19 protein-coding genes and 1 tRNA gene are annotated in these 20,401 nt (G+C 67.6%); 9 read left to right on the top strand and 11 right to left on the bottom strand.

Features of this window, described 5'->3' with window-relative positions; translation table 11 throughout:
• Positions 1 to 151 precede the first annotated feature (151 nt).
• Positions 152 to 4,249 carry a beta strand repeat-containing protein gene (locus tag ACFOD9_RS10735; RefSeq protein WP_379510114.1) on the top strand — a complete coding sequence of 1,366 codons (4,098 nt, stop codon included), beginning with the start codon at positions 152 to 154 and terminating at the stop codon, positions 4,247 to 4,249.
• Between the two features lie 51 nt (positions 4,250 to 4,300).
• Here ACFOD9_RS10735 and ahcY read toward each other — a convergent pair whose 3' ends face one another.
• Positions 4,301 to 5,740 carry an adenosylhomocysteinase gene (ahcY, locus tag ACFOD9_RS10730; RefSeq protein WP_379510113.1) on the bottom strand — a complete coding sequence of 480 codons (1,440 nt, stop codon included), beginning with the start codon at positions 5,738 to 5,740 and terminating at the stop codon, positions 4,301 to 4,303.
• 125 nt (positions 5,741 to 5,865) lie between these two features.
• A complete protein-coding gene (locus ACFOD9_RS10725) occupies positions 5,866 to 6,309 on the bottom strand; it encodes an S-adenosyl-L-homocysteine hydrolase (protein WP_379510112.1) in 444 nt (147 codons plus the stop codon).
• A gap of 262 nt (positions 6,310 to 6,571) precedes the next feature.
• On the opposite strand from ACFOD9_RS10725, the gene ACFOD9_RS10720 reads away from it, so the two are divergent.
• Positions 6,572 to 7,051 carry a peroxiredoxin gene (locus tag ACFOD9_RS10720; protein ID WP_379510111.1) on the top strand — a complete coding sequence of 160 codons (480 nt, stop codon included), beginning with the start codon at positions 6,572 to 6,574 and terminating at the stop codon, positions 7,049 to 7,051.
• Positions 7,052 to 7,103: 52 nt separating this feature from the next.
• Here the strand turns inward: ACFOD9_RS10720 and ACFOD9_RS10715 are convergent, their stop codons facing one another.
• The 3 genes from ACFOD9_RS10715 to ACFOD9_RS10705 all read right to left on the bottom strand — a co-directional run bounded on the left by ACFOD9_RS10715 (position 7,104) and on the right by ACFOD9_RS10705 (position 10,799).
• Positions 7,104 to 8,498 carry a hypothetical protein gene (locus ACFOD9_RS10715; protein WP_379510110.1) on the bottom strand — a complete coding sequence of 465 codons (1,395 nt, stop codon included), beginning with the start codon at positions 8,496 to 8,498 and terminating at the stop codon, positions 7,104 to 7,106.
• Positions 8,499 to 8,640: 142 nt separating this feature from the next.
• Positions 8,641 to 9,264 (bottom strand): GTP cyclohydrolase I FolE, encoded by a 624-nt coding sequence (gene folE, locus ACFOD9_RS10710; RefSeq protein ID WP_379510109.1) that lies wholly within the window; start codon positions 9,262 to 9,264, stop codon positions 8,641 to 8,643.
• A gap of 14 nt (positions 9,265 to 9,278) precedes the next feature.
• Complete coding sequence (locus ACFOD9_RS10705; protein ID WP_379510108.1) at positions 9,279 to 10,799, bottom strand: phospholipase D-like domain-containing protein; 1,521 nt, start codon at positions 10,797 to 10,799, stop codon at positions 9,279 to 9,281.
• Between the two features lie 234 nt (positions 10,800 to 11,033).
• On the opposite strand from ACFOD9_RS10705, the gene ACFOD9_RS10700 reads away from it, so the two are divergent.
• From ACFOD9_RS10700 to ACFOD9_RS10690, 3 genes are read left to right on the top strand one after another with little or no spacing between them, the layout of a single operon-like run.
• The gene (locus tag ACFOD9_RS10700) at positions 11,034 to 11,789 is read left to right on the top strand and encodes a glycosyltransferase family 2 protein (protein WP_379510107.1); all 756 of its coding nucleotides are present in this window, start codon (positions 11,034 to 11,036) and stop codon (positions 11,787 to 11,789) included.
• A complete protein-coding gene (locus tag ACFOD9_RS10695) occupies positions 11,786 to 12,565 on the top strand; it encodes a methyltransferase domain-containing protein (protein WP_379510106.1) in 780 nt (259 codons plus the stop codon). Before ACFOD9_RS10700 ends, ACFOD9_RS10695 begins: the two co-directional genes overlap by 4 nt.
• Positions 12,566 to 12,607: 42 nt before the next feature.
• Positions 12,608 to 12,814 carry a hypothetical protein gene (locus ACFOD9_RS10690; RefSeq protein WP_379510105.1) on the top strand — a complete coding sequence of 69 codons (207 nt, stop codon included), beginning with the start codon at positions 12,608 to 12,610 and terminating at the stop codon, positions 12,812 to 12,814.
• Between the two features lie 218 nt (positions 12,815 to 13,032).
• Here ACFOD9_RS10690 and ACFOD9_RS10685 read toward each other — a convergent pair.
• Both ACFOD9_RS10685 and ACFOD9_RS10680 read right to left on the bottom strand, forming a co-directional pair.
• Positions 13,033 to 13,109: transfer RNA gene (locus ACFOD9_RS10685), tRNA-Arg, on the bottom strand.
• A 46-nt stretch (positions 13,110 to 13,155) separates the two neighbouring features.
• Positions 13,156 to 13,566, bottom strand: a complete 411-nt coding sequence (locus ACFOD9_RS10680) for a (deoxy)nucleoside triphosphate pyrophosphohydrolase (protein ID WP_379510104.1) — start codon at positions 13,564 to 13,566, stop codon at positions 13,156 to 13,158.
• 189 nt (positions 13,567 to 13,755) lie between these two features.
• Between ACFOD9_RS10680 and ACFOD9_RS10675 the strand changes: the two genes are divergently transcribed.
• Both ACFOD9_RS10675 and ACFOD9_RS10670 read left to right on the top strand, forming a co-directional pair.
• The gene (locus ACFOD9_RS10675; protein WP_379510103.1) at positions 13,756 to 13,941 is read left to right on the top strand and encodes a Flp family type IVb pilin; all 186 of its coding nucleotides are present in this window, start codon (positions 13,756 to 13,758) and stop codon (positions 13,939 to 13,941) included.
• A 114-nt stretch (positions 13,942 to 14,055) separates the two neighbouring features.
• The gene (locus ACFOD9_RS10670; RefSeq protein WP_379510102.1) at positions 14,056 to 14,229 is read left to right on the top strand and encodes a Flp family type IVb pilin; all 174 of its coding nucleotides are present in this window, start codon (positions 14,056 to 14,058) and stop codon (positions 14,227 to 14,229) included.
• Positions 14,230 to 14,576: 347 nt separating this feature from the next.
• Here the strand turns inward: ACFOD9_RS10670 and ACFOD9_RS10665 are convergent, their stop codons facing one another.
• From ACFOD9_RS10665 to ACFOD9_RS10650, 4 genes are read right to left on the bottom strand one after another with little or no spacing between them, the layout of a single operon-like run.
• Positions 14,577 to 15,521, bottom strand: coding sequence for an acetyl-CoA carboxylase carboxyltransferase subunit alpha (locus tag ACFOD9_RS10665; protein WP_379510101.1), 945 nt, complete (start codon positions 15,519 to 15,521; stop codon positions 14,577 to 14,579).
• 11 nt (positions 15,522 to 15,532) lie between these two features.
• A complete protein-coding gene (locus ACFOD9_RS10660) occupies positions 15,533 to 16,474 on the bottom strand; it encodes a tyrosine recombinase (RefSeq protein ID WP_379510100.1) in 942 nt (313 codons plus the stop codon).
• On the bottom strand, positions 16,471 to 18,312 hold the full coding sequence (locus ACFOD9_RS10655) for a hypothetical protein (protein WP_379510099.1): 1,842 nt from the start codon (positions 18,310 to 18,312) through the stop codon (positions 16,471 to 16,473). Before ACFOD9_RS10655 ends, ACFOD9_RS10660 begins: the two co-directional genes overlap by 4 nt.
• Complete coding sequence (locus ACFOD9_RS10650) at positions 18,309 to 18,449, bottom strand: hypothetical protein (protein ID WP_379510098.1); 141 nt, start codon at positions 18,447 to 18,449, stop codon at positions 18,309 to 18,311. The genes ACFOD9_RS10655 and ACFOD9_RS10650 overlap by 4 nt, the downstream gene beginning before the upstream one ends.
• A gap of 130 nt (positions 18,450 to 18,579) precedes the next feature.
• On the opposite strand from ACFOD9_RS10650, the gene ACFOD9_RS10645 reads away from it, so the two are divergent.
• Both ACFOD9_RS10645 and aroB read left to right on the top strand, forming a co-directional pair.
• Positions 18,580 to 19,173 carry a shikimate kinase gene (locus ACFOD9_RS10645; protein ID WP_379510097.1) on the top strand — a complete coding sequence of 198 codons (594 nt, stop codon included), beginning with the start codon at positions 18,580 to 18,582 and terminating at the stop codon, positions 19,171 to 19,173.
• Positions 19,164 to 20,273: a 3-dehydroquinate synthase gene (aroB, locus tag ACFOD9_RS10640; protein WP_379510096.1), complete on the top strand. Its 1,110-nt coding sequence runs from the start codon at positions 19,164 to 19,166 to the stop codon at positions 20,271 to 20,273. The genes ACFOD9_RS10645 and aroB overlap by 10 nt, the downstream gene beginning before the upstream one ends.
• Positions 20,274 to 20,401: the final 128 nt, after the last annotated feature.

Below are 20,401 nucleotides of genomic sequence, written 5' to 3'. Positions count from 1 at the left end.
GGACTTGCCCTTGACAGTTCTCCAGCGACAGAGTCCTTGCATCATACGCCGCGCCTCGTTTAACGATTTGCCCGGGAGAACATCCGTAATTTCAAAATTTTCCGGGAATGTGTTTTCAATTATAATAGAATAATCAAAGAGGAACTGTATTTTGACCACCCCCACCGAAGGACCGGACAATCTCATCGGAACTGCCGGCGCGGACACAATCTATGGACTCGGTGGCAACGATACCATTACTGGCCTCAGCGGTGACGACATCCTCTTCGGTGGACAAGGTGACGACCTTATATATGGGAGCGATGACCAAGATCTCATCCTAGGGCAGGACGGTAACGACACCGCTCACGGGGGCGGCGGCAACGATACACTGGGGGATGGCCTTGGCACCGATGTCATATTTGGCGACGAAGGTGATGATTACATTCTCGTTGGCGACCCTAGAGCTCCCTACGAGAACGACACCTTCGATGGAGGTCCAGGTTTCGATACGATCGTGATCGAGACCTTCAGCGATTATGATCGACTTAATTTTTCAACTTATGTGCACGTGTCCGGCTTCGAGCAGCTGATCTCGATGGCGATTCTCACCATGACGATCGCCCAGATCGGGCAATTTCAGGCGATCGACGTACCAATCCTGATAGTTGGTGATAGCGGCTCGTTGTCGCTGACGGCCGCACCTTCAACCATTTCCCTCAATTCCGCCGGCAATGCGGTAGACCTGAGCGGCATTGTCACGTCGCCCTACCCCATCGCAGTCATCGGACGCGAAGGAAACGACAGTGTCGAAGGATCGCAAGTCGGAGACCATCTGATCGGCGGTGCAGGCGATGATACACTGCGCGGGAACGGCGGCAACGACACACTGACGGGCGATAGTGGCAGCAATCTGCTGGTGGGCGGCGCCGGCGACGACACCTACTACACCGACAACCCATTGGACGTTCTGGTGGAAGCCGACAACGGTGGAACCGACACGATCGTCACGAGCAATGACTATACCTTGCCCGGCGCCTTCGAGAATCTCACCCTCTTCGGCAGCAGCGGGCACATCGGCAACGGCAATGCCGCGAACAACATCATCATGGTGTCCGGCGGGCCGGACACCATCCATGGCGGCGACGGAAACGATACGATCTCGGGCGGCGGTCGATTCCTCTATGGCGATGCCGGTGACGACCAGATCATGACCGGCGGCGCCCGCATCCTGATCGATGGCGGCTCGGGTTTCGACAGCATTGTCGTGCAAGGCTTCGGGTTCAACGACACGATTGTCGTGCGCGACGAGGACGCGATCGACGGGGGCAACGTCAGCTTTCTCCGGATCGACTTTTCCGGGGCTGAGGCCAATACCACGCTCGACTTGCAGGCTCAGTGGAGCGGCGGGACTACACTCTATGGTGCCCGCGGGTCGATCACCGGGGCAAGGAGCATCGATACCTACGTCGGCAGCGCCTTCAATGATGTCCTCATCGCTGGCGATGGCCTCGCTTACGGATTCTCCACCAAGGCAAGCGGCGGGAACGATCGCGTGGTCGGAAGCGGCGGCCCCGACCGACTGGTTACCGGCGCGGGCGACGACACGCTCGAAGGTGGTGGCAGCAATGACACGCTCGACGCGGGGACAGGGACGGATCAGGTATACGGCCAGGCGGGCAACGACCTGTTGATGACTTACTCAGCGTTCAGTGCCGGCACAATCTTCGATGGCGGCGACGGAACCGACTTTCTGCGCATCGAACTATTCGGAACGGCTGCCCTGTCGCTTGATCTCACCGGCTACTGGGCCACTCACTCGCTTGTCACTGGCGGGGTCACGCTGCGCGATATCGAAAAGTTCACCCTGCTCCTGGCCGATGGGGACGATTCGGTCGTGTTCGGCGCGGGAGCGACTGACAACCTGCTCATCAATGGCTGGGGGGGCAACGATCTGCTTGGCACCGGCACCGGCGATGACACGCTCGATGGCGGGGACGGAGCCGATACCCTCGTCGGCGGCGCGGGCAATGACACCTACGTGGTCGATCAGGCAGGCGACACGATCACCGAACTGGCCGGCGAAGGCACCGATACGGTCCGCACCGCGCTCATCGCCTATATGCTCACGGCAGCCAATGTCGAAAACCTGGTCTATACTGGAAGCAGCGCCGCTTCGCTGACCGGCAACGGCCTCGCCAACCAGATTACCGGCGGCGGCGGCAACGACACACTTGATGGCGGCGCCGGCAGCGACACGCTGGCCGGCGGCGCGGGCAACGATGCCTACGTGGTTGATGACGTCCGCGATCTGGCCATCGAGGCCAGCGGCGCCGATGGCACCGACACGGTCATGGCCTCGGTCAGCTTCACCCTCGGCCCCAACATCGAGAACCTCGTCCTGCTTGGCAGCGGCAACCTGGTCGGAACCGGCAACTCGCTGGCCAATGCGATCACGGGCAACGCCGGAAACGACGTGATCGACGGCGGCGCGGGCAACGACACCTTGTATGGCGGCCCAGGGGCCGACACCATGAGCGGCGGCGCCGACAATGACACCTACTTCGTCAACAATCCGGGCGATGTCGTCATCGAAGCGAGTGGACAGGGCACCGACGAGGTACAGACGAGCCTGGCCGCCTATACCCTCACCGCCAATGTCGAACGCCTGTTCTTCAACGGCACCGGCGCGACCGCGCTGACCGGCAACGCCCTGGCCAACCAGATCACCGGCGGCGCCGGCAACGATACGCTCGATGGCGGCATCGGGGCGGACGCGCTGACCGGTGGCCTTGGCGACGATACCTACCTTGTCGACGATGCCGGCGACAGCGTGGTCGAGGGCGCCAACGGAGGCACCGACACCGTCCTCACCGTGCTGGCCTCCTACACCCTGGCCAGCGAGGTCGAGCGGGTAACCTTCACCGGCAGCGGACCGGCCTCGCTCACCGGCAATGCCGCCAGCAATATCCTTACCGGCGGCGGCGACAACGACTTGCTGCTCGGCCAGGCGGGAGACGATACGCTGGTGGGTGGCGCCGGGGCAGACACCCTTACCGGCGGCGCGGGGAACGATTCGCTCGATGGCGGGGCCGGCTTCGACGTGGCGACCTTCGGCGCCGCCTCGGCCCAGGCCTCGGTCACGCGGCTTCCGGGCGGCGGGCTGTTGGTCAGCACCCCCGTCGACGGCACCGACACCCTGCACGCCATCGAGCAGGTGCGTTTTGCCGATGGCCTGCGCTCGTTCGTGTTCAACGCGCCGGGCAGCGTGCTGGTGGCGAACTTCGCGCCCGGGGCCGGCGGGTGGTCCTCGCAGGACATCTACCCCCGCCACGCGGCCGACGTGAACGGCGATGGCAAGGCCGACATCATCGGCTTCGGGCAGGCCGGGGTGTGGGTCTCGCTGGCCGGCGCCAATGGCAGCTTCGGCGCGCCGACGCTGGTGGTGAGCAATTTCGGGCAAAGCGCGGGATGGAGCACGGACGACCAGTTCCACCGCGTGCTGGCCGATGTGAACGGCGATGGCCGCGCCGATGTGATCGGCTTCGGTATTGCCGGAACCTGGGTTTCGCTCGCCACGGCCGGAGGCAGCTTCGCCGCGCCAAGCATGGTCGTGGCCAACTTCGGAGCCAACCAGGGCTGGTCGTCGCAGAACGGCTTTGCCCGGACCATGGGCGACGTGAACGGCGACGGCAGCGCCGACGTGATCGGCTTCGGCATCGCGGGAACCTGGGTGGCGCTGGCAAATGGCGACGGGACGTTCCAGGCGGCGAAGTTCGCCGTGGCCAATTTCGGCGCGCAGCAGGGGTGGAGCAGCGACGCGGCCTTCCACCGCACGCTCGCCGACGTGAACGGCGACGGCAAGGCCGATGTGGTGGGCTTCGGGATCGCCGGAACGCTGGTTGCGCTCTCGAACGGCGATGGCACTTTCGGGGCCGCAACCCTCACCCTGCCAGACTTCGGCGCCAACCAGGGCTGGACCAGCAACGACGCCTACCCGCGCTATTCGGCCGACGTGAATGGCGACGGCAAGGCCGATCTTGTCGGCTTCGGGCAGGCGGGAACCCTGGTCGCTTTCGGCAAGGGCGATGGCACCTTCACCCAGGCCAGCCTCGACATCGCCAATTTCGGCCAGGCCCAGGGCTGGTCGAGCGACACGACCTATCACCGCGAACTGGCCGATCTGGATGGCGATGGCCTGGTGGATATCGTCGGCTTCGGCCAGGCCGGCGTCTATGGCGCGCTCAACCAGGCCGACCTGCTGATCTGAGGCATGATCCGGGCGGGCGGGCCAAGCCCTCCCCGCCCGGGCAATGCGCGATCAGTAGCGGTAGTGATCCGGCTTGAACGGACCTTCGGTGCTGACCCCGATGTAGTCCGCCTGCTTCTTCGAAAGCTTGGTCAGCTTCACGCCGAGCTTTTCGAGGTGGAGCGCCGCCACCTTTTCATCGAGGTGCTTGGGCAGGACGTAGACTTCGTTCTTGTAGTTCGCGTTCTTGGTGAACAGCTCGATCTGGGCCAGCGTCTGGTTGGTGAAGGAGGCCGACATCACGAAGCTGGGGTGGCCGGTGGCGCAGCCCAGGTTGACCAGGCGGCCCTTGGCCAGGACGATGATCTGCTTGGGCGCCTGACCGTTTTCGGCAGGGAACTCGACCAGGTCGGTGCCCGGCTTCACTTCGGTCCACTTGTAGTTGTCGAGCGCGGCGATCTGGATCTCGCTGTCGAAGTGGCCGATGTTGCAGACGATCGCCATCGGCTTCATCGCCTTCATGTGCTCGGCGGTGATCACGCCCTCGTTGCCGGTGGCGGTCACGAAGATGTCGGCGCGGGTGACCGCCTCCTCCATGGTGACGACCTCATAGCCTTCCATCGCGGCCTGGAGCGCGCAGATCGGATCGATCTCGGTGACGAGGACGCGGGCGCCGCCATTGCGGAGCGAGGCGGCGCTGCCCTTGCCGACATCGCCGAAGCCGGCGACGCAGGCGACCTTGCCGGCCAGCATCACGTCGGTCGCACGGCGGATCGCGTCGACCAGCGATTCCTTGCAGCCATAGAGATTGTCGAACTTCGACTTGGTGACCGAATCGTTCACGTTGATCGCGGGGAACGGCAGCTTGCCGTCCTTGGCGATCTGGTAGAGCCGGTGGACGCCAGTGGTGGTCTCTTCCGACACGCCCTTGATGTGGGCGACCGACATGGTGAGGTAACCGGGCTTCTTCTTGAGGAAGGCGGTGAGCGCGCGGACGAACTCGATTTCCTCGGCGTTGCTCGGCTCGAACAGCGTTTCGCCTGCTTCCACGCGGGCGCCCCACAGGGCGAACATGGTGGCATCGCCGCCATCGTCGAGGATCATGTTGGCGGTGCGGCCGGTGCCGTCATCCCAATCGAAGATGGAACCCACGTAGTCCCAGTAATCGGCCAGGCTTTCGCCCTTCACGGCAAAGACCGGGATGCCTGCGGCGGCGATAGCGGCGGCGGCATGGTCCTGGGTCGAGAAGATGTTGCAGGTGGCCCAGCGGACTTCCGCGCCCAGCGCGACCAGGGTTTCGATCAGCACCGCAGTCTGGATGGTCATATGCAGCGAGCCGGTGATCCGCGCGCCCTTGAGCGGCTGCGACGCGCCGAATTCCTCGCGCAGGGCCATGAGGCCGGGCATCTCGGTTTCGGCAATGGCGATTTCCGCACGGCCGAAGTCGGCGAGGCCGATATCGGCGATGACATAGTCGCGGGCGGCGTCGAGCGTGGCGGAGGTGGCAGACACGGGGGGCATTCTCCTGAACGGACGCGCCGCAAGCGGAAGGCAATAGGGCGGCGCCGGATGGCACCGCCCTTAGCCCGTCCTCGGGAGAATATAAAGATGTCTTTATATGGCCTGATATGGCCTGTTCAGCGACCGGCGAAGGCGAGCTGCGGCGCGGCGCTGGGCGCCAGCAATTCGTTGGCGGCTTCGACCAGGGTGGCGCGGCCCTTGATCCGGGTGAGCACGCGGGTGGCCTGCTTGAGCTGGGCGCAATCGAGCCAGGGATGGCCCTGCCCATATTCGTTGGCCATGCCGGTGCTGATCCGGTCGAGCGCGCGGTTCGCGCCGGCGGCGCCCGCCCGGGCAACCAGCCCCTGGCGCAATTCGGCCGCCGCGGCATTGAGATCGGCCATGTGCGCCGCCTCGAAAGCCGCGAAATCGGCCCGGAAATCGCTGGGCGTGGTGCGGCAGCGCAGCCCCGTCACCATCAGCATGATATCGAGCCGGCGCAGCTTCTCCGCCTCTCCGGGCGCCGAAGCCTGTGCCGGCACGGCACTTGTAAGCACGAGCGCGGCGGTTGCCGCGATCATTCCTGTCCACCTGTTGTTCATCTGCCTGGCCTTTTCGCAAACGATAGTTCCCCACGTGCGATTGATTGCTGCGGGCAGGCTTAATTGGCGGTCACGCTTCGCGCTTAACCGCAAAGACACCATGTTCGGTTCATCGCATTTTACATTCTTCCCGATTTCGCCCCGGCTGGCGGGCCAGGCGGCGATCGGCGGTTGCGAAGGACTCGCAATGCGCCCTATGGCGGGCGCAGGATTCCGACACCCCGATGAAGGAGAGCAAACCATGACTATTGCTGCTGGCGACAAGCTGCCCGACGTGAAGCTGATCAAGGCCACCGCCGATGCCAACGAGCCGGTGCAGACGGCCGACTATTTCAAGGGCAAGAAGGTGGCGCTGTTTTCGGTCCCCGGCGCCTTCACCCCCACCTGCTCGGCCAAGCACCTGCCAGGCTTCGTGGACAAGGCCGCCGAGCTGAAGGCCAAGGGCGTGGACGAGATCGTCTGCACAGCGGTCAACGATGCCTTCGTGATGAAGGCCTGGGGCGCGGCCAACGGTTCGCCCGAGGTGACCATGCTGGCCGATGGCAATGGCGAATTCGCCAAGGCGCTGGGCCTGGTCATGGACGGCAGCGGCTTTGGCCTGGGCCAGCGCGGCCAGCGCTTCTCGATGGTGATCAACGATGGCACGGTCGAGCAGCTGAACGTCGAAGGCCCGGGCGAGTTCAAGGTCAGCGCGGCCGACTATATGCTCGGCCAGCTCTGAGCTTCCACCGATTGGGTGGACAGGGGGCGCTCCGCGAGGGGCGCCCCTTTTGCTATGGGCGCGGCGCGCCGGGAACGGCCGGAACGAAGGCGACGGCCCGCCCGGGCAATGGCCCGTGCCCCGGCAGTTCGCGCCAGTGGGCGCGGTCGGCGCGCAGGGCGGCGATCAGCGGCGCGTTCCACTGCGGGTCGAGCAGGAAGGCGGCGGGATGCCATGCCGCCTCGACCTGCGCGAGGGACAGCTCACCCCGGCTGGCCTTGCCATAGGCGTCCCATTCTTCGGGCGTGTAGCGGTAATAGCGCCCGTCATAGGCGAGGCGCCATTGCGGATAGCCGGCGTCTATCAGCGGGCCGCCCCAGGGGAAATGGGCATAGATCGTGCCGGCCGCGCCCGATGCGCGCAGGACGGCAATCTCGGCCAGCGGCAATTGCGGGCTGAAGCGGACCGGCAGCAGGATCCCGGCCAGGGCGGCAAGCACCAGCGGCGCGCCGCGCAGCCAGCCCGGCAACCGCGCCTCGGGCTGCTGCGCCACAGCCGCCCGCGCCACCACCGGCACCAGCGCGATGGCCCAGAACAGCACGAAACGGTAGCTCGCCATCGTCAGCACCAGCAGAGCCAGGGCGGGCAGCAGTTCGTCGAGCGCGAAGCGGCCCGAGCGGCGCAGCAGCCAGGCGGTGACCCCGGCGACCGCCAGGATCGGCAGCGCGACCTGGCGGTTGATCGGCGCCCACAGCGGCAGCCATTCGCTCACCCCCATGGCGCGGCTCATCGCGGCATTGGCGGCCGAGACCGAGAGGATGCCGATCCCCTCGGGCGTGGCGAACAGCGCGAGCCCGGCCAGCAGGGCCAGCCCGGTCGCCACCCATGGCGGAGCCAGCCGGCGGCGAAGAAAGGCCAGCCAGCCCCATGCCGCAAGGGCGCCCAGCCAGACCACGGCGATGGCAACCGATGGGTGGAGATTTTGCCAGACGACCAGCAGGATTGCCCCCCAGGCCAGCTTGGGGGCCGGTCGCAGGCGGCTGAAGACCAGGGCGACAAGCAGGCCAAAGCCCAGCGCGGCCAGGCTCTGCGGGCGCACCGAGGCCTGCGGCAGGGCGGCGATCAGCCCCATCGCAAGTCCGAGCGCAAGGCCCAACGCCGAGGCGCCGCGCCGCCGCGCCGCCCAGCCCGCCGCCCAGAAGCCGCCCAGCCAGAACAGCGCGTCGAAAGTCCGCAGGAGCGGCCAGCCACCCGCTTCGCGCAGGGCGGCATAAAGCGCCTGCCCGGCCCAGGCGACCGTGGGCAGCGGTTCGCCCAGATGGCGGGCGGCGAAGGGTTCGCGCAGGATCGGCCCGCCATGGGCGAGGATCATCTCGCCCAGCCGCAATTGCCAGAACACGTCGACGTCCCAGACCGGCCGGGTAACCAGCAGCAGCAGCGACAGCGCCGGGACCACGGCCAGCGCCAAGGGGCCGAGGCGGCCGGGTGCGGGCGCGGCGGCAATGTCAGGTTGTGGCGCGGGGTCCCTCACGCGGGCCATCGTGCCGCCCCGGAGAGCGGCACGCAAGGCCCGGCCACCCGATCGTCCGCCGGCTGGCCGCGATCCGGCCTCAATAGCCCATCAGGCTGAGCACTTCCTTGCGGCTGCGATCGTCTTCCAGGAAAGTGCCCATCATCCGGCTGGTCACCATGTTGACGCCGGGCGTGCGAACGCCGCGCGCGGTCATGCAGGCGTGGCTGGCCTCGATCACCACGGCAACGCCCAGCGGCTGGAGATTGTCCCAGATGCACTGGGCAACTTCGGCGGTCAGCCGTTCCTGGATCTGCAGGCGGCGGGCGAAGCCATGCAGCACGCGGGCCAGCTTGGAGATGCCGACCACGTGATCGCGCGGGAGGTAGGCGATCGCGGCCGTGCCGATGATCGGCGCCATGTGGTGTTCGCAGTGCGACTGGAAGGGAATGCCCTTGAGCAGGACGACCTCGTTATAGCCGCCCACTTCCTCGAAGATGCGCGAGAGGTGGATCGCCGGATCCTCGCCATAGCCCTGGCAATATTCACGCCAGGCCCGCGCCACGCGGCGCGGCGTATCGATCAGGCCTTCGCGCGTCGGATCGTCGCCCGACCAGCGGATCAGGGTGCGGATCGCCTCCTGCACATCTTCGGGAACGATGATCTTGCCGTCGGCGCCGACGGGATCGAAGCCGTCTTCATCCGGTCCATCGATGCTGCTCAACTGCGTTTCCTTCTCTAGCGGGGCCGGCGGAGGAAGCCCCCGCGGCGGAACAGGCCGGTGCGACGACTCATCGGCTCGAACAGCTCCCCGGGCCTTTCCGGATCGAGGAGCGCGCTGTCGGCCAGCGCCTTTTCAGTATCGCCAAGCGGACGCAAGTGAAAAGGTTCCAGCCGCCTGGCGCTGAACGGACGGGCATCGATCATCGCCGCCATGGTGCCGTGTTCGTCCAGCAGGGCGCCGGCGGTCGCGGCCGGGATGCCGCAATGCTCGCCCAGCATCCGCAGCCTCAGATGGCGAATCGCGGCGCGCACCGCCTCGCGGTCGTTCGCCGGGCGGCGGCTGTCGATGAACAGGTCGGCCTCGGTATCGAGCCCCAGCGAACGGTTGTTCATGTTGGCCGAGCCCACGCGCAGGATTGCATCGTCGACGATCATCAGTTTCGAATGTACATAGATGGGCTTGGCCCCGGAATACGGCACAAAGACCCGCAGCCGCCGCTGGGGATCGCGCTCGCCCACGGCGTGGAGCAGGCGCACCCGGGCGCCGTCCATCGCGGTCTGTTCCAGCCAGCCATGGGAAACCAGCGGAGCGATCATCACCACCTCCGGCGGATCGGCCGCCGAGAGCCGCGCCGCCAGGGCCTCGGCGACCCTGCGCGAGGCGAAGTACTGGCTTTCGACATAGATGAAGCTCCGCGCGGCGGCGATATGTTCGAGAAACAACGCCTCGACCTCACGGACCTCGTCGTAACTACCCCATTGCGCGCTGGTCCGCGCGATGCCGACCTCGACATCGCGGAACTCGGCCTCGATGCGCTCGGGCCAGGGGGTCGGCTGCTGCGGGGTACAGGCCTCCAGCCGCGGCCCGCCGGCCCGGTGCCAACGCGCGCGCCCCAGGTCACCCAGCGCGCGGGCGGCCTCGCCCTCGACCAGCATGGTCAGGTCGTGCCAGGGATCATAGGGGCGGCGGGCGGCGTTGATCCGGCGCGGATCATGCTCACGATGCTCGGGGGTGTCCCAGCGCTCGGTGGTCATGTCGATGCCGCCGCACACGGCGAAGCGATCGTCGATCACGGCGATCTTCTGGTGGTGACTGCACCCGAGCGGATGGGCCGAATCGAACTTGAAGTCGATCGCCGGGTGGCGGAACCAGCGGATCAGGTCGAAGACCATGGTCCCGCGGAAGATGAATTTCAGCGCGCCGAAATTCCACTTGAGCACCCGCACCTGCAAGGCCCGGTTGCGATTGGCCAGCCAGACCACGAACGGGCCAAGCCGCGCCGGATGGCGCTTGCGGGTGGGCCGGTTCCACCAGCGCCGCCCCGGCCCCAGCCGCACCCGTGTATCGAAATCCCAGCCGATCAGCATGATCCGCTGGCGCGCCTTGAGCATGGCGTCCTGCATCAGGAGAAAATAGTCGGCTGCATCGACCACCACGTGCGCGCGCGTGGCCATGGCATGGCACCAGGCCGAAGCCGTGGCGCCCCGCTCCGCCTCCCCGTCGATCCCTGCTTCGGGCGCACATTCCGGATCCATCGCGGCTCCCCCTGCCCCAGAATAGCCGGACCGGCGCCCGGGAGGAACCCGTGTTCACGTGGGCGCCGGTCCGGTCAGCGCGGGCCGAACCACGCCGGGAACACAGGGAATCCGGGCACACTGGACAAGTTGCCATCGCCGCGAATAGTCATCAACCGGGAGAAAAATCTGATACCTGTCAGTAAGGGTCAGGAAAGGACGTCACCAAGGTGATCGCCGGGCTGGGAAACGACCATGAAATTTGCCGTGATTACACCCTATTATTCGGAATCCACCGACCAGTTGTCGCAGTGCCATGATTCGGTGGCGGCCCAGTCCGTGGCCCGCCAGGTGGAGATCGAGCACTTCCTGGTCTGCGATGGCCACCCGCAGGCCAACGGCTCATCGATCTCGGGCGTCAGGCATCTCGTCCTGCCCTGCAACAGCGCCGATGCCGGCGCCACGCCGCGCGGCATCGGCATGGCCCTGGCCTGGACGAACCCCGAAATCGAGGCCGTCCTGTTCCTTGACGCCGACAATACCTACCAGCCCGAACACATCGAGCAAATGTGGCAGGAGCAGCGCCGGACCGGGGCCGACGTGGTCACCTGCCCCAGGCGCCTGTTCCGCCCGGACGGCAGCTTCCTGGGGATCTGCACCGAATCGGACGGCGACACCTTCAACGACACCAATTGCTACCTGATCATGCGATCGGCCTGGCCGACCATCTGCCACGCCTGGCTGTGCCAACCGCGCAACCTGGGGCTGTGGAGCGATCGCCTGGTATGGGACGCGGCCAAGTCCGGCGGGCTCAATTTCGCGCGCAGCCCCCATGCCACCATCAACTATGTCAGCCTGGTGGCCTCCCACTATACCGAGCGCGGTGAGGAACCGCCGCAGCAGGCGCGCAACGTCATCCTGATGGGTGACACCGCGATCCACATGAACCAGGCCGAGGTCCGCGAATTCTTCGGCGACTCCAGCACACAGGCGAACGGAAAAGAGGCATGAGCACCAACGAACACTACAACCCGGCCTTCTATGCGGACCAGGTTTCGGGAAGCCAGGTGGCGGCCCGCATCGTGCTGCCGCTGCTGTTCCGCGACTGGCTCCCCGGCAGCCTCGTCGACGTGGGCTGCGGACTGGGCACCTGGAGCGCGGCCGCCCGCGAACTGGGCGTGGCCAACTGCGTCGGCATCGACGGTTCGTACGTTCAGCCCGATGCCCTCCTGATCCCGCGCGATGCCTTCATCGCCCACGACCTCGAAGCACCCCTGCCCGCCCACCTGGGCGCGGACATGGCGATCTGCATCGAGGTTGCCGAACACCTCTCCGCCAGCCGGGCGCCGGGCCTTGTCGAAGACCTGTGCCGGATTGCCCCCGTGGTCCTGTTCTCGGCCGGCGTGCCCTACCAGGGCGGCTCGGGCCACGTGAACGAGCATTGGCCGGAATACTGGGCGGCGATGTTCGCGCAGTTCGGCTTCCTGCCCTATGATCCGGTGCGCGACCTGATCTGGGGCGATGCCCGCGTTCCCTGGTGGTATCGCCAGAACCTGATCATCTTCGCCCGCCCCGAAATCGCGGGCGGCGTGGCCATGCTGGGTCAGCCCGCCCAGGCCAGCGCCCTGGCGAGGATCCACCCGGAACTCTTCCTCACCGCCGTCCATAGGCGCCGGCTCCAGGCACCGCGAACCCTGGGCGACGATCTGGAAGCTTACCAACGCGCGGTCGCCGGCCAGGGCGCCCCTGCCGGTTACGGCATGGAATTCGATGTGGTGCTGGACTGAAATCCCGACACCCGACCAGCAGCCCCTTTCGACGAGCACCCCATGACCAGTCCATTCGCCCAGTTGCTGGCAGGAGGAATCCTGTCGCTCATCCTCGCTATCAGCGCGAGGATCGCCGATCGCCGCCGACAGCGGCGGCGCAATCTCGATTCGGTCGGCTTCATGCCGTGGGAGGCGATCTTCGTCCTCGCAGCCCTGGCCGTGGTGGTGCTGTTCAGCCTGGCCCTCAAGGCCTGGCTCTCCGATTGAGCGCCATCGGGGCCACCGAGCCGCCGACGCAACCGGCGCGAGGCGCGACCGTGGCTTGATCCCGATGGATTGAGAATGTTCCCGCGCGATTCGCCTCGCCGGCAGGGCACACGCCTGCCCGGAATCCGAGCGCCAGGCCGGCGCCGAAACGAAAAGGGGCGGCGCCTTTCGGCACCGCCCCGTTTTTCCCAAGTCCTTGTTTTTCCCCTTGGGGAAAATGGCGCGCCCGGAACGATTCGAACGTCCGACCCTCAGATTCGTAGTCTGATGCTCTATCCAGCTGAGCTACGGGCGCCCTCGGGAGCGGCGCCAATAGGACAGGCCCCGCGGCTTGGCAATGGCTAAATGTGCCCTTGCGAAAGAAGTCTGCAAACCTGGCTGGCGAGTGGATAGTCGAGGGGCGGCATCGGCTGGGCCGACAGCGCATCAGGGGCGAACCAGCCGATCGCCCCGCCCTCCAGCGCCGCCGCTTCCCCGCTCCAGGCGCGGCAGGCGTAGAGCAGGATCACCAGGCCGCCATCGGCGGCGAAGCCGCACGGCTCGAGGCTGCCCAGGTCCAGCGCGATGCCCAGCTCCTCGGCCAGCTCCCGCGCGAGTGCGCCTTCGGGCGATTCGCCCGGCTCCACCTTGCCGCCGGGAAACTCCCAGAGCCCGCCATGCGCCTTTTCATCAGGCCGGCGCTGCAGGCACACCCGACCGTCGGCGCCAATCAACGCCGCGGCAACCACGAGCACGGGCACGGGCACGAGCACAGGCACAAGCACAGGTGTCGGATTTTCTGGCATAATTTCTTAGGAAAAATCCCCTAGCAACGTGCCCTGGGCAGGACTGGCGGCATTTGCGCCTGTCGGACTTTTTTGCACGTTAACCCTGCCACCTAACCTGCCGGTAACGACGCCTCCCTCACATCGGGCTCATCGCAATATTCGGCAGGGCTTCTCATGAACCTCGTGATCACCATCAGGCAACTGCTTCGCGACTGCCGCGCGGCAACTGCCGTCGAATATGGGCTGATAGCGGCACTGGTCGTCGTGACCATCATGTTCACCGTCCAGGGTGTCGCCAACGAAACGAACGCCATGTGGTCCAACGTGGGTTCGACGATGCAGCGGGCCACCGCAGCCTAAGGCAAGTATTTCCGCTTAACCTTTTGTTGAGGACTGACTGCTACTTCGAAAGTCGCTCCGACCGGTGGGACGGGAAGAGCCGGGTACCAAGACTGCTAAACCAGGAGACTAGATATGACCTTCTTCAAGAAGCTGATCCGCGACGAAGCTGGCGCCACCGCGATCGAATACGGCCTGATCGCCGCTCTCATCGCCGTCGCCGTGATGACCACCGTCTCGGGCCTCGGCTCGCAGCTGAACACGACTTTCTCGAAGACCTCGTCGCAGCTGAACGCCGCCAACGCGTAATCAGCCGACGCAAGTCGAACAAGTCGAGGGGCGGCAGGGCAACCTGCCGCCCCTTCTCTTGTGCGCGGCGTAGGCGCCCGCTTCGCGCGACGAAACAGGCTCGCGCGGAGGCGCGGATGAGAAAAGTGGGAGTCGCGCAACGGCGCAAAGGCCCGGCGCCAGATCGCCGCGCAGCGGCTATCATCGAAACTGGCCTCGAGGTCCGGAGCGGCTTCGCCGCCTGACGCGGCCCCTTCGCGCCTTTGCGCCTTCGCGCGAGAATCCTGCCTTCTGCGCGCCTCGGCGCCTCTGCGCGAACGATCCTTGTTCTTGTTCGCGCCCCTGGACGAAAACCCTTCAACCCCGACTCAGGCGCCGATGGCGAGGAAGCGTTCTTCGCGGCGGCGGACGAGGTCGGCCGCCTTGACCTTGGCCAGGGCATCCAGCTCCTCGCCGATGGCCGCGCCAAGCGAGACGGCGGTACGCAGCGGGTCGCGGTGGGCGCCGCCCATCGGCTCGGGCACGATCCGGTCGATCACGCCGAGCTTGAGCAGGTCCTGCGCGGTCATCTTCATCGCTTCGGCGGCGTCGGGCGCCTTGTCGGCGGTGCGCCACAGGATCGACGAGGCGCCTTCCGGCGAAATCACCGAATAGACCGCGTGTTCGAGCATCAGCACCCGTTCGGCGCTGGCCAGCGCCACGGCGCCGCCCGAGCCACCCTCGCCCACGATCGCCGCAACCATCGGCACCGGCAGCGCAAGACAGGCCTCGGTCGACCGGGCGATGGCCTCGGCCTGGCCGCGTTCTTCGGCTTCCACGCCGGGGAAGGCGCCGGAGGTGTCGACCAGCGTTACAACCGGCAGGCCGAATCGCCCGGCCAGTTCCATCAGGCGAACCGCCTTGCGGTAGCCCTCGGGCTTGCCCATGCCGAAATTGTGGCGGATGCGGGTCTGGGTGTCGTGGCCCTTTTCGTGGCCGATGACCATGACCCGGCGGTTGCCCAGCATGGCAAAGCCGCCGATGATCGCCTGGTCGTCGCCATAGAGGCGATCGCCGCCCAGCGGCATGAAATTGGTGAACGCGCCCGCGATGTAATTGACGAAGTGGGGCCGCGCGGGATGGCGGGCGACCTGCGTTTTCTGCCACGGGGTCAGCGCCTGGTAGGTGCTGGCGAGCAAGCTCGCGCTCTTCTTTTCCAGGCGCTCGATCTCGGAGGCGAGATCGATGTCGCCATCGGCGGCGGTGGCCCGCAATTCGGCAATGCGCGCTTCGAGCGCCGCGACCGGCTTTTCGAATTCGAGGAAGGAAATCATCGCTGCTGCGCTTAGTCCGGTGCGCCGCGCCCCGCAAGGGAATCCGGCCCGCCCGTCCCCGGCCGATTCGCCCCCGCGCCTGCCAGCGGGTGGCGCGCGTTGACCAGAGCCACCAGCCGGGCGCCCTCGACATGGGTGTAGATCTGGGTCGTGGCGATGTCGGCATGGCCGAGCAGGGTCTGCAGCACGCGCAGGTCCGCCCCGCCTTCGAGGAGGTGGGTGGCGAAGGCATGGCGCAGGACGTGGGGCGAGACCTTGTCGGGCGCGATATCGGCCCGCGCGGCCAGCTCGCGCAGGATCTGGAACAGGCGCACCCGGGTGAGATGGCCCTGCCCGCTGCGCGAGGGAAACAGCCGGGTGCCACCGCTGCCGCGCACCGCCAGCCAGCGCGAGAGCGCCTGGGCGGCGCGGGTGCTGACCGGGACCAGGCGCTGCTGGCCGCCCTTGCCGGTAACGTGGAGGAACGGCGCATCGCGCGGCACGGCGGCCAGCGGAAGCGAGACCAGCTCGGTGGCGCGCAGACCCGAGCCATAGAGCAGTTCGATCAGGGCCAGCTGGCGCAGCGCCGCGGCCTGGCCACCCACCGCCTCCTCCTCGGCGCGCTCCAGCATCCGCTCCACCTCGGCATGGCTGAGCAGGCGTGGCAGCGGGCGGCGGGTGCGCGGGCGCGGCAGGGCGGGCGACGGATCGTCGGCGCGCAGGCCTTCATCCACCAGGAAGCCGTAGAACTGGCGCAGCGCGGAACATTTGCGCGCGAGGCTGGCCGGGGCGAGATCGGCCCAGGCCGTGCCCAGGCTGGCCAGCGCCGGGCCGTCGGCCCGGGTCAGGTCGCCCAGCACCTCCTCGGCGCCTTCAAGGTCGCGGCGATAGGCGGCCAGGGTGTTGGCGGCGGCCCCGCGCTCGGCCGCGAGCATGGCCAGGAACAGGTCCGTGGCGCCGACGCCGGTGTTCACCCGCGCGCCACGGCCTCGGCGGCGATCATCCGCGCCTCGGCCGACAGGCCCACCCGGTTGAGCGCGGCAACCACGTGGTAGAGGTTGCGCGGGGTCATCCGCTCCCAGTTGTCGCCCTGCATCCCCAGACCGGCCAGCAGCGCGACCAGCGCCCGGTTGTCATATTCGGCGGCCCGGTCGATCGCCTGCGACCAGCGGCCCTGAGAATCGAGCGCGAAGCCGTATTTGCCGGCCAGATCGGCCGCGGCGGGCAGCGGCAGGCGGCCAAGCCCGGCCAGCCCGGCCACGAGGAAGGCCGACTGGCGCGCCCCCCTGCTTTCGTCGGCGCCGTGGAAATCGTCGATCGCGCCCTTGTCGGCGGCGGCGGCGGCGGGACTGGCCAGGGCCAGCAAGGCCCAGCCTTGCGTCCCGCTCTTGACCACGCCGGCCCAGCGCGCGGCATTGCCATCCAGTCCGGCGGCCAGCATCGCGGAAATCAGCGGGCCGGCATCGGCGGCCAGGTCCTCGCTCGCCGGCAGGCGGGCGGCGGCATAGGCGGTCAGCACCTGGCGCGAATAGAGCCGCGCGGGATCGCTGGAATCGCCCCACAACTCCTTGATCGCGGCCAGCCGGTCGGCCACGGAACCCGCGACATAGGCATCGCGCAGGCGGGCCGCGCGCTGCGCCCATTCGCCATTGGCATCGTCCTCGTCGAACAGCTGGCCGTAGAGATCGACCATCGCCGCGCTCGACAGCACGCCGCAGGCTGCGGCCTTGTCGGCCGCCGCCGCCCGGCCATCAAGCGCGAGGGCCGGCGCGGTCGCCGCCATGAAGGCATAGTCGAGCGACAGGTCCTTCATCAGCGCGGGCGGGGGCTGGAGGCCGACCGCAGTGGCCATCGCAAAGCGCCACGCGGTCATATCCGTGACCTTGTCCCACTCGATCGTCACCGCGCGGCGGGCCTTGCCGGCGGACCCGGCGTATTTCTGCGCCAGCAGCATATCGACGCGCGGCATGGCGCCATAATAGGTCAGCCGGTCAAGCGCGGCCATCGCGCGGCTGCCCTCGCCGGCGAAGGCATCGCAGACCGCCTGGAGCACCTGCCACGGCTTGTCCTTGCGGGCCGCGCCCTGGAGCGCGATCACCGGGCACAGGCCGGTGAAATCGCCGGTGGCGACATAGGCATCGAGCGCGGCCTGGGTCAGCTCGGGCGAGAAATTGGCGGTGTCGACATCCTGCACCAGGGCGCGGGCGCCCTCCCCCTCGCCCATGCGGACCAGCAGGGCGGCGCGCAGGGCGGCGAATTCGGCCGGGTTCATGCCGGCGGGCGCATCGAGCCGCGAGGCCAGGGCGCGGCGCAGCAGGATGTGCCCCCAGCGCGAGACCAGCTTGCCCGAATTGCCTTGCAGCACCGCGCGCACCAGGCCCGGGTCCTGCTTGCCCAGATTCCAGAACGGCAGGCCGCCCTCACCCTCGTCGATCACGCCGACCCGGGTCATCGCGCGGCGGGCAGCGGGGGGGATATCGTCCTTGGGCCTGAGGTCGAGAGCCTTGTCGAGATCTTCCGGGCTCATCGACTCGAGCTGGTCGAGCGAGGGCAGGTTCGCCGGCAGCGATACGGCCACGGCGGGCGCAGCGCCCGATCCTGACGGGAGCGGCTGGACCACGGCGGTGGAAGTGGCGGCTGCCGCCGGGCCGGCATTCGCCGCCGGCGCGGCGGCGGCGGCGGGCGTCCGGGCGGGTCGCGCGGCGGGGCGGTCAAAACCCGGGGGAAGCAGCGATTCGGGCGCATCCTGCGCCATGACCAGCGCCGAGGTGAGCGCCAGGACCGCGCCGCCGGCCAGCCAGCGCCGCTTCATCGCGCGCTCTCCGGAACGGCCACCGGCTCGGCGATCTCGCGCAGCGGTTCGCGCCCGCCATTGGCCCAGGCCCAGGCGAGCAGCGCCGCGCCAAGGACCGCGATCAGGATCAGCGCGATGCGCCCGGGCCGTTTCATGCCGATCGATATTCCTGCTGCCACCAAGCGACCTGTCCGCCAGTCCGATGTGCCGCCCGTTGCATCGGCCCTGCAAGGCCGGCGCAACGCGCTTGCACGGGCGAGTAGCGCAACTATAGGCGGCCCTGCAATGGACCATGACGAAGCCCGCCTCGATCAAGCCGAAAACGCGGCCCTCGCGCGGCAGATCGCCCAGCAGCTCACCCGGCCGATCGTGCTGGTGGGGATGATGGGCGTGGGCAAGTCGTCGGTGGGTCGGCGGCTGTCGCACGCGCTCGGGCTGCCCTTCGTCGATGCCGACGATGCGATCGAGGAAGCGGCGCAAATGGCGATCCCCGAAATCTTCGAGACTTACGGCGAGGCCTATTTCCGCGATGGCGAGCGCCGCGTTATCCAGCGCCTGATGGCCGAGGGCGCGGGCGGCCGGCCGATGGTCATCGCCACCGGCGGCGGGGCTTTCGTCAATCCCGAGACCCGGGCGCTGATCCTCGACAAGGGGATCGCGGTCTGGCTCGATTCGGACGTCGATACCCTGGTGGAGCGGGTGGGCCGCAAGGACAATCGGCCGCTGCTGCGCGGTGGCAACCCGCGGGAGATCCTGGCCCGGCTCAAGGCCGAGCGCGAACCCGCCTATGCCCAGGCGCCGGTTCACGTGATGAGCGGCAACCAGCCCCACGGCCGCACCCTGGCCATGGTCATGAAAGGCATTTCGCAATGGCTGTGATCCCGGTCAACATCGCCGGCCACCCCTATGAGGTGCGGATCGCCGCCGGCCTGCTGGCCCGGGTGGGCGAGGAATGCGCGCCCCTGCTCCGCAAGCGCCGGGTGCCGATCGTCACCGACGCACGGGTTCATGCCGCCTGGGGGCAGACGGTTGGCGCCTCGCTGGTGGCCGCCGGGTTCGAGCCGGCGTGGAAGGTGCTGCCGGCGGGCGAGCAGACCAAATCGTGGGAACACCTCGCGGGCGTGACCGACTGGCTGCTGGCCGAGGGCGTGGAACGCAAGGACCACGTGCTGGCGCTGGGCGGCGGGGTAATCGGGGATCTCACCGGCTTTGCCGCCGCAATCCTCAAGCGCGGCTGCCGGTTCATCCAGTTGCCCACCACGCTGCTTTCGCAGGTTGATTCGAGCGTGGGCGGCAAGACCGCGATCAACACGCCGGCCGGCAAGAACCTGGTCGGCGCCTTCCACCAGCCCTCGCTGGTCCTGGCCGATCCGCTGGCGCTCGATACCCTGCCCCGCCGCGAGGTTGGCGCGGGCTATGCCGAGGTGCTGAAATATGGCCTGCTCGGTGACGAGGCCTTCTTCGCCTGGTGCGAGGACAACGGCGCGGCGCTGATGGATGGCGACGGCGCGGCGCGCGAATATGCGATCGCCCGCTCGGTCGAGGCCAAGGCCCGCATCGTCGAACAGGACGAGTTCGAGACCACCGGCCTGCGCGCCCTGCTCAACCTTGGCCACACCTTCGGCCATGCGCTGGAGGCCGAGACCGGTTATTCCGACCGCCTGCTGCATGGCGAAGGCGTGGCGCTGGGCATGGTCCTGGCGGCGCGCTATTCGGCGCGGACCGGGCTGATGGATGCGGGTGATGCCGAGCGCGTGGCCGTCCATTTCCGCAAGCTGGGGATGATGGCCGAGTTGGTCGAGCTGGGTCTCAACGTGGATGGCCAGGCGCTGGTCGCCCATATGCTGCACGACAAGAAGATGGACGCCGGCACCCTGCCCTTCCTGCTGCTGCGCGGGATCGGCCAGGCCTTCCTGTCTAAGGACGTCGACCTGGGCGACGTGGCGACCTTCCTCGACGGACAGTTGCAGGGGCGCTGAGGCCTCTGCCTTTGCACTCCGCCCAGCGGAAGCGTGGCGAAGGCAAAAAGTGGAGATTCGCGCGAAGGCGCGAAGGCGCAAAGAGGGGGGCACCAGATCGCCGCGTTGCGGCCTTCTTCAAGAATGGG

The sequence above is a fragment of the Novosphingobium bradum genome, assembly GCF_042646485.1.
GTDB lineage: Bacteria > Pseudomonadota > Alphaproteobacteria > Sphingomonadales > Sphingomonadaceae > Novosphingobium > Novosphingobium bradum.
Note: the sequence above shows the minus strand (reverse complement) of the source record. Positions and strands in the feature narration are given on the sequence as shown.